9 protein-coding genes are annotated in these 8,105 nt (G+C 43.6%); 7 read left to right on the plus strand and 2 right to left on the minus strand.

What is annotated here, in order from left to right:
* Positions 1 to 5: 5 nt before the first annotated feature.
* Positions 6 to 455, plus strand: coding sequence for a MarR family winged helix-turn-helix transcriptional regulator (locus FPZ43_RS10995; RefSeq protein WP_146381957.1), 450 nt, complete (start codon positions 6 to 8; stop codon positions 453 to 455).
* A 59-nt stretch (positions 456 to 514) separates the two neighbouring features.
* Here the strand turns inward: FPZ43_RS10995 and FPZ43_RS11000 are convergent, their stop codons facing one another.
* On the minus strand, positions 515 to 1,084 hold the full coding sequence (locus FPZ43_RS11000) for a phosphatase PAP2 family protein (protein ID WP_146381958.1): 570 nt from the start codon (positions 1,082 to 1,084) through the stop codon (positions 515 to 517).
* Positions 1,085 to 1,224: 140 nt separating this feature from the next.
* Here FPZ43_RS11000 and glmM point away from each other — a divergent pair, with 140 nt between their 5' ends.
* From glmM to FPZ43_RS11015, 3 genes are read left to right on the plus strand one after another with little or no spacing between them, the layout of a single operon-like run.
* Complete coding sequence (gene glmM / locus FPZ43_RS11005; RefSeq protein ID WP_146381959.1) at positions 1,225 to 2,616, plus strand: phosphoglucosamine mutase; 1,392 nt, start codon at positions 1,225 to 1,227, stop codon at positions 2,614 to 2,616.
* A gap of 54 nt (positions 2,617 to 2,670) precedes the next feature.
* A complete protein-coding gene (locus tag FPZ43_RS11010; RefSeq protein ID WP_146381960.1) occupies positions 2,671 to 3,807 on the plus strand; it encodes a cysteine desulfurase family protein in 1,137 nt (378 codons plus the stop codon).
* Positions 3,808 to 3,866: 59 nt separating this feature from the next.
* The gene (locus FPZ43_RS11015; RefSeq protein WP_146381961.1) at positions 3,867 to 4,157 is read left to right on the plus strand and encodes a hypothetical protein; all 291 of its coding nucleotides are present in this window, start codon (positions 3,867 to 3,869) and stop codon (positions 4,155 to 4,157) included.
* Between the two features lie 460 nt (positions 4,158 to 4,617).
* On the opposite strand, the gene accD is transcribed toward FPZ43_RS11015, so the two are convergent.
* The gene (accD, locus tag FPZ43_RS11020; protein WP_146381983.1) at positions 4,618 to 5,499 is read right to left on the minus strand and encodes an acetyl-CoA carboxylase, carboxyltransferase subunit beta; all 882 of its coding nucleotides are present in this window, start codon (positions 5,497 to 5,499) and stop codon (positions 4,618 to 4,620) included.
* Between the two features lie 256 nt (positions 5,500 to 5,755).
* On the opposite strand from accD, the gene fbaA reads away from it, so the two are divergent.
* From fbaA to FPZ43_RS11035, 3 genes are all read left to right on the plus strand, one after another.
* Positions 5,756 to 6,835 (plus strand): class II fructose-bisphosphate aldolase, encoded by a 1,080-nt coding sequence (gene fbaA / locus FPZ43_RS11025; RefSeq protein WP_146381962.1) that lies wholly within the window; start codon positions 5,756 to 5,758, stop codon positions 6,833 to 6,835.
* Positions 6,836 to 6,922: 87 nt separating this feature from the next.
* Positions 6,923 to 7,426, plus strand: a complete 504-nt coding sequence (locus FPZ43_RS11030) for a low affinity iron permease family protein (RefSeq protein WP_146381963.1) — start codon at positions 6,923 to 6,925, stop codon at positions 7,424 to 7,426.
* Positions 7,392 to 7,817, plus strand: coding sequence for a GNAT family N-acetyltransferase (locus tag FPZ43_RS11035; protein WP_146381964.1), 426 nt, complete (start codon positions 7,392 to 7,394; stop codon positions 7,815 to 7,817). The genes FPZ43_RS11030 and FPZ43_RS11035 overlap by 35 nt, the downstream gene beginning before the upstream one ends.
* Positions 7,818 to 8,105 lie beyond the last annotated feature (288 nt).

Below are 8,105 nucleotides of genomic sequence, written 5' to 3' on the forward strand. Positions count from 1 at the left end.
GATTTATGGGAATAGAAGAAGATATCAAGAGCACCAACTTTGAGGATAATTACCACAAGGTAGTTATCAATATCAACTATACTTATGGGTGGATAAACAACTATATGCGCCCCGAGTTTGAGAAATTTAAGCTTACCCAGCAGCAGTTTAACATTCTGCGCATATTACGCGGGCAGTATCCAAAACCGGCTACCGTGAACCTGCTTAAGGAGCGCATGATTGATAAAATGTCTGATGCATCACGCATTGTTGATCGCCTGGTGCAAAAGGGCTTGGTGTCACGCTGCACAAATGCCCGCGACCGCCGCGCCGTTGATATCCGCATTAGCGAAGAGGGCCTCGCCACCCTCGAGAAAATGGACAGCACCTTTAAAACCAAAGACCTTTTTAAACAAAACCTTACCGACGAAGAAGCCGCCCAATTGAGCGATTTGCTTGATAAAATGCGGGGGTAGTTTTACATACAAAATGTTAAGGCGTTTGCGGGAGCAAGCGCCTTTTTTTCAAAACTTCTCTAAGCCCTAAATCCCGGCTGCCATTTCTTAAACCCAACAGCAAATAACCAGCCCACCAAACTACCGTAAATGGCCCCACAGGTAATATCTAAAGGGAAGTGTACGCCTACGTAAATCTGTGCAAAGCATACAGTGGCCGCCCATACAACCAGTGCCGGAGCAACCCATTTCCATCGCCTGTAAAACAGGCAGCTTAAAAATATGGCTATGGCAAAATGGTCGGTGGCATGGGTGGAAGGAAAGCTGTATCCCGTGCCGCAAGGTACGCGGCTAATAACCGTTGCGGTAGTTACAGGATCGCGACAGGGGCGCAGGCGTTGTACCTGTTTTTTAACGAGGCTGGCGCTGGTAAAATCAGCAAAGCCAACAGCTAAACAAAGCATTAATATTAAGATAGCGCCTTGTTTAAGGTACTTCCAGATACAAAAGCCGATGATGAAAATGTAAAGCGGTATCCAAAACTTTGGGTTACGCATCAGGGGCATTATCCAATCAAAAAAAGCATTGGTGCAATCGGTATTAATAAAGCGAAACAGTTGCCTGTCGAGGTCTAAAAGTGCGTTGAGCATTGCCTTTATGCAGATATGTTGATAGCCTTAAGTTTAAAGGCAGGTAAATATAGCCATTATGCAAGGGTTAAACAGGCATTAATTTTACATTGGTATCGGTTAAATATTGTTATTTTTGCAGCCTAATATCTATCAGCGTTTTGACATTAATAAAATCAATTTCAGGCATCAGAGGGACTATAGGCGGTAACGCCGGCGAAGGATTAACGCCTCTTGATATTGTTAAGTTTACATCTGCTTTTGGTAGCTGGGCCGTTAAAAGGTCGGGGCTTAAAAAAATTGTGATCGGCCGTGATGCCCGCATATCCGGTACTATGGTTAATAATTTGGTTGTGGGCACCCTGCAGGGGCTTGGCATCGACGTGATTGACCTTGGCCTTTCAACCACACCAACGGTTGAAGTTGCCGTACCTGATGAGCAGGCAGCAGGCGGTATAATCATTACCGCCAGCCATAATCCTAAACAGTGGAACGCGCTAAAGCTGCTTAATGCCCAGGGCGAATTTATAAGCGATGCTGATGGCAAGGAAGTACTTGAAATTGCCGATAGCAGCAACTTTATATATGCCGATGTTAACGACCTTGGCAAGGTAACGGTTGATGACAGCTATCTGCAAAAACATATCGACAAGATACTGGCCCTGCCGCTGGTGGATATTGAAGCCATAAAGGCAGCGAATTTTAAAATTGTTATTGATTGCATAAACTCAACCGGTGGCATATATGTGCCGGCGCTGTTAAAAGCGCTTGGCGTTGAAACCGTGCACGAGCTATATTGCGAGCCCGATGGCAACTTTCCGCATAATCCCGAGCCACTGCCCGAAAACCTGAATGCCTTGTCGCAGGAGGTTGTGAAGAAGCAGGCTAACCTTGGCATAGCTGTAGACCCTGATGTTGACCGCCTTGCGTTTGTCAACGAGGATGGCAGCATGTTTGGCGAGGAATATACTCTTGTAGCTGTATCAGATTATGTTTTGAAAAATACCCCCGGTAATACGGTATCAAACCTTTCGTCAACCCGTGCCCTGCGCGACGTTACCGAAAACCGTGGCGGCGAATACCATGCTGCTGCTGTTGGAGAGGTTAACGTGGTAAATAAAATGAAAGAGGTAGGCGCCGTAATTGGCGGCGAAGGCAATGGCGGTGTAATTTATCCGGAGTTGCACTACGGTCGAGATGCCTTAGTGGGCATTGCTTTGTTTTTAAGCCATCTGGCAAAATATGGTAAGCCGGTTTCTGTATTACGAAGCTCATATCCCGGCTATTTTATCTCGAAAAATAAGATCACGCTTACGCCTGAGATGGATATTGATGCCTTACTGCTGAAGGTGGAAGAAAAATACAACAAACAACCGCATACCACTATTGATGGTTTAAAGATTGAATTTGACAAAGAATGGGTGCACCTGCGCCGATCAAATACGGAGCCTATTATCCGCATTTATTCTGAAGGGAATTCTGAAACCGTTGCAAACGGCCTTGCAAACAAGATCATTACGGATATAAAAGAGATACTGAATTTAAACGAATAAAGCAGGAGTTACCCATTGCTTACTGCTCACTTTAACAAATAACTAATTTATACAATGCGCGTTTACTTTGATAATGCAGCCACTACCGCTCTTGATCCTGAGGTTTTAAAAGAAATGTATAAGGTAATGGAAAGCCAGTTTGGCAATCCGTCGTCTATACATGCCCATGGTCGCGAGGTACGAACGGTTATCGAGCGTGCACGTAAAACCATAGCAAACCTGCTGCATACATCACCTGCGGAGATCTTCTTTACAAGCGGTGGTACCGAGGCTGATAACACAGCTATCCGTTGCAGCATCATTGATCATAAGCTTACGCATGCCATTACAAGCCGGCTGGAGCACCATGCCGTGTTGCATACCCTGGAGGCTATAGAAAAATCGGGCCTTATCAAGCTAAGCTTTGTTAATACCGATAACAAGGGTGCGGTAGATTACGATCACCTTGAAACCTTGCTAAAAACCAATGAGCGCAGCCTGGTATCGTTAATGCACGCTAATAACGAGTTGGGCACCATTACCGATCTTGAAAGGGTAGGTGATATAGCTGAGGCCTATAATGCAATTTTCCATAGCGATACAGTACAGACCGTTGGCCATTACCAACACGATTTGAGCAAGCTGAAACTGCATTTTATGGTATGTGCCGGACACAAGCTCCACGGGCCAAAAGGCGCGGGCTTCTTGCACATCAATCATAAAGTTAAGATCAACCCGATGATATACGGCGGCTCGCAGGAACGCAACATGCGTGGTGGTACCGAAAACGTGTATGGCATTGTTGGGCTTGCCAAAGCGTTGGAGCTGGCTTATTCGGAAATGGATGCACACCAGGCGCATATACAAGGCATTAAGTCATACATGAAGGCTAAACTGGAGCAGGAAGTTCCGGGCGTGACTTTTAATGGGGAAACAGACCCGTCCAAAAGTTTGTACACTGTGTTAAACGCATCATTCCCTGAAATGGAAATGGCCGATATGCTGTTGTTTAACCTTGATATTGCAGGTATATCAGCATCTGGTGGTAGTGCCTGCAGCTCGGGTACAGATATTGGTTCGCATGTATTAACGGCTATAGGCGCTAATCCGAACAGACCTTCGGTAAGGTTCTCATTCTCGAAATATAATACGAAGGATGAGGTGGATTACACGGTGGCTAAGTTGAAAGATCTTTGCCTTGTGAGCGCTTAGCAACTTATTTTTCGGCATAGTCTTTGTTTTATATTAACTACATCAATAAAACAAAAACTATGGAAACCAACGAGAGAAACCCGGAGTACAATCCAAATATCAATCCGAACGAAAATCCTGAAGAACAACAGTCACATCAGGAAGGTTCGGGTTACCACCGCCAATCAGAACAGGAGCAACAAAAAGAAGGTGCTGATACATCATATAGCGAACAAACAGATGTAACGCCACCAAACAAACATGAGTTCCCATCTGAGGGTGTAGCTACAAAAACAGATTTTGCAAGTCGCCCGCATGGCCGTACCACCGGCCGTATGTTAGGCCACGAGCCAGGTACAGAGGGTATATAATAGCCCCCACGGCCCTCGAAGGGGAAGTAGGAATTAAAAACGCCATTCGTAAACTGCGAATGGCGTTTTTGTTATAAATTAGGCTATGAGTTTAGAAATGTTAGTTCATGTACCGTTTATAACGTTTATTGGACTATTGCTTTATACTAAATCAGAGTCGTTACGAGTTCGGATTAAGCAACCTGCGATTTACTATTTACTACTGATATTTTTAAGCATCTGTATGTACTTCGGATTATTGGCAATATTAGTCACAGTAAGTTCCGAGAATTCCCCATTTTAAGTCTCATTTGTCATGTCATTGCGAGCGATAGCGTGGCAATCTCGTCGCTTGTAAATATAAACGCGATGAGATTGCCACGTCGCTGCGCTTCTCGCAATGACATTTTTTAAACAGCCATTATAATAAACAAAAAGGCCACCTGTTTCCAGATGGCCTTTATATATTGTCAAACTTAAATTAAGCTTCGGTTTCTTGCTTCTCCTCTTTAACACCGAACGGTGCAAGCATTTTTAGGAATGAAGCCAATTTCTCTTTCATCTCTCGGCGATCTACGATAAAGTCAAGGAAACCATGCTCCTGTACAAATTCTGCGGTCTGGAAGCCTTTAGGTAAATCCTTTTTGATGGTTTCTTTAATAACACGCGGGCCTGCAAAGCCTATAAGCGCACCCGGCTCCGCAATGTTAATGTCCCCAAGCATAGCGTATGATGCGGTAACGCCGCCTGTAGTTGGGTCGGTTAATAAAGATATGTACGGAACTTTGGCTTGTGATAGTAAAGCCAGCTTAGCCGATGTTTTAGCCATTTGCATTAATGAAAATGCAGCCTCCATCATACGGGCACCACCTGATTTGGATATCATCAGGAAAGGAATTTTGTTGGCAATGCTGTGATCTATTGATCGGGCAATCTTTTCGCCTACAACAGATCCCATTGAGCCACCTATGAAGTTGAAGTCCATACAGGCAATAACCACATCCTGGCCGTTCATTTTACCAACAGCCGCACGGATAGCATCCTGTAAGCCGGTTTTTCTTTGTGTTTCGGCTACGCGATCAGTATATTTTTTACTGTCTGTAAACTCAAGCGGGTCGCCCGAGTGCAGGTTGGTAAACAACTCGGTAAACTGGTTGTCATCAAATAATACCGAAAAATATTCTTTTGAGCCTATGCGCAGGTGAAAGCCGCAATAGTGGCAAACATATTGGTTTTCAACCTGTTCGGAGTAATGCAAAGGTTTTTTACAGTTGGGGCACTTGTTCCAGATGCCATCAGGAGCTTCTTTCTTTTCCTCAGTAGTTGTAATTATCCCTTTAACTTCTCGTTTAAACCACGCCATATCGTTATCAGATTCTTTCAATTTTAGTGCAAAGAAACAAAAAAAGGTTTGAATAGGGCTTAAAAGTTAGCATAACTTACGCGCCAACGCTTTATGGTAAAATTATCTTATTGTAAATAATACACTAATAATTGTACCGCTATGCGCTTAACAAGCTGTTTAACAACATAAAGCTTTTGCTAATTGTTTAACTTTTTATTACAACTTACAGCTAAAACCGTATTTTTTTATAACTTCGAACCCCAAACATACGCACATGGATTTAAAAAACTATAAAGGTGTACTGCACGGCGATCAGGTGCAGGAACTATTTGAAGCAGCAAAAAAGCATCAGTTTGCTTTACCTGCTGTGAACGTAATCGGTACCAACTCTATCAACGCAGTTATGGAAACTGCCAAAGCAGTTAACTCGCCGGTTATTATCCAGTTATCAAACGGCGGCGCTCAATTTTATGCCGGTAAATCGTTAGATAACTCAAAATTGCAGGCTTGCATTTTAGGTGCAGTATCGGCTGCTAAACACGTGCATTTATTGGCAGAGCACTACGGTGTTGCTGTTATTTTACATACCGACCACGCAGCAAAGAAATTGTTGCCATGGATTGATGGTTTATTGGAGCATGGCGAAAAATTCTTCGCTGAAACTGGTACGCCATTATTCTCGTCACACATGCTTGACCTTTCTGAAGAGCCAATTGAAGAAAACATTGAAATATCGGCAAAATACCTTGAGCGCATGGCTAAAATGGGTATGACTGTTGAGATTGAGTTGGGCGTTACCGGTGGTGAAGAAGATGGTGTTGATAATACTGATGTTGATAGCTCACGCCTTTACACACAACCTGAAGAGGTTGCTTACGCTTACGAAGAACTGTCTAAAGTAAGCCCGCGTTTTACTGTTGCAGCTGCTTTTGGTAACGTACACGGTGTTTACAAACCGGGCAACGTTAAATTACAGCCGGTTATTTTGCACAACTCTCAGGAGTTTTTGAAAGAGAAACACAACCTTACTGCCGAGAAGCCAATTAATTTTGTATTCCATGGTGGTTCTGGTTCAAGCCAGGAAGAAATTCGCGAGGCGATATCTTACGGTGCTATCAAAATGAATATCGATACAGATATGCAATGGGCTTTTTGGGAAGGTATAAAAGACTACTACCAGTCAAAAGAAGGTTATTTGCAAACACAAATTGGTAGCCCTGATGGCGAAGATTCTCCAAATAAAAAGTATTACGATCCACGCGTTTGGTTACGTAAAGGCGAAGAAACTTTTGTTAAGCGTTTAACTACCGCTTTTGCAGATCTTAACTGTTTAGACGTCAACAGCAAGCTGTAATTAGCTTAATGACGCAAAAAAAAAAGCGCCGGTGTTTTAAACATCGGCGCTTTTTTTTAGTTTAATTTCAAACAAAGCCCCGCTAAAATGTCATCACATCAGAAAAAAAACTTCTTCGAAAAATTTTCAAATTGGGCTACAGTAGCCACCGGTAGTTCGGCTGCTTTTATCAGTGCAACGGTTGTTATTATCGTATGGATCGTTACCGGGCCGGTGTTCCACTATTCGGACACCTGGCAGCTTGTAATTAACACTGGTACCACAATCATTACATTTTTGATGGTGTTCCTTATTCAAAAATCGCAGAATAAAGATTCAAAGGCCATTCATCTAAAGCTCAACGAGTTGCTTGCATCGCACCAGGGCGCAAGCAATCGTATGGTAAATATTGAGGACCTCACCGAGAAGGAGCTTGATCAGCTCCATAAGTTTTACATCAAATTGTCTAAATTAGCCGAACAGGAAGATGATATAACCTGCACGCACTCTATAGATGCTGCAGAAGAAAACCACGAAACCAAGCAAACCGGATTCCGCTCAAAAACGCACTATCAAAATGCCCTCAAAAACCGAAGTAAAAAAAGTAAATAACCCTGCCGAATTAGAAAAAGTATTTGCCATACGCCGCGAAGTATTTGTTGACGAGCAAAATTGCCCGCCAGAGCTGGAATGGGAGTTTGAGGATGAATCGACCCACTTTTTGGCAACGGTTGACGGCGAACCAGCAGGAGCAGCCCGCTGGCGAAAAACCGAAAAAGGCTACAAGTTGGAACGCTTTGCGGTACTATCAAAATATCGTGGTTACGGGGTAGGTGGAGCGCTTGTTAAAGCCGTAATTGCAGATTTGCCTGCCGATGCCGACTATGTATACCTTCACGGCCAGGTGCAAGCCTGCGGTTTGTATGAAAAATATGGATTCCAAAAAACCGGGCCCGAGTTTGAGGAAGCCGGTATTAAGCATTATAAAATGGTGCTGGCTTAAGGTAGCTTCAAGGCGTAGCAACAATTACTTACGATAAATAGCCTTAAACAGAAGGAAATGGTCCTGCTGAACTTGTTTCAGCACCCCATAGATACGTCAACCGCGAGTCATGTGCAATATATGTTATGAGATGCCGAATTTATTTCACTGTTGTCCGGTAAAGACCGAAGTTAGTTTAAAAAGCCGTGATTGCATGCGATCAAAGCATGTTATGTCTTAAAATCAATATCCAAGCCCCCCAATTCAAGTTGGAGGGCTTTACCGCTTACCGCGGACAGCCTTTCCGGG

The organism is Mucilaginibacter pallidiroseus, assembly GCF_007846085.1.
In the GTDB taxonomy this organism is placed as follows: domain Bacteria; phylum Bacteroidota; class Bacteroidia; order Sphingobacteriales; family Sphingobacteriaceae; genus Mucilaginibacter; species Mucilaginibacter pallidiroseus.

What these genes read in the sequence shown, in the direction of transcription:
- FPZ43_RS10995 (WP_146381957.1), top strand. Translation starts at nt 6, where the DNA reads ATGGGAATAGAAGAAGATATCAAGAGCACCAACTTTGAGGATAATTAC.
- FPZ43_RS11030 (WP_146381963.1), top strand. Translation starts at nt 6,923, where the DNA reads ATGTCATCACATCAGAAAAAAAACTTCTTCGAAAAATTTTCAAATTGG.
- FPZ43_RS11010 (WP_146381960.1), top strand. Translation starts at nt 2,671, where the DNA reads ATGCGCGTTTACTTTGATAATGCAGCCACTACCGCTCTTGATCCTGAG.
- FPZ43_RS11015 (WP_146381961.1), top strand. Translation starts at nt 3,867, where the DNA reads ATGGAAACCAACGAGAGAAACCCGGAGTACAATCCAAATATCAATCCG.
- FPZ43_RS11000 (WP_146381958.1), bottom strand. Translation starts at nt 1,084, where the DNA reads ATGCTCAACGCACTTTTAGACCTCGACAGGCAACTGTTTCGCTTTATT.
- fbaA (WP_146381962.1), top strand. Translation starts at nt 5,756, where the DNA reads ATGGATTTAAAAAACTATAAAGGTGTACTGCACGGCGATCAGGTGCAG.
- accD (WP_146381983.1), bottom strand. Translation starts at nt 5,499, where the DNA reads ATGGCGTGGTTTAAACGAGAAGTTAAAGGGATAATTACAACTACTGAG.
- FPZ43_RS11035 (WP_146381964.1), top strand. Translation starts at nt 7,392, where the DNA reads ATGCCCTCAAAAACCGAAGTAAAAAAAGTAAATAACCCTGCCGAATTA.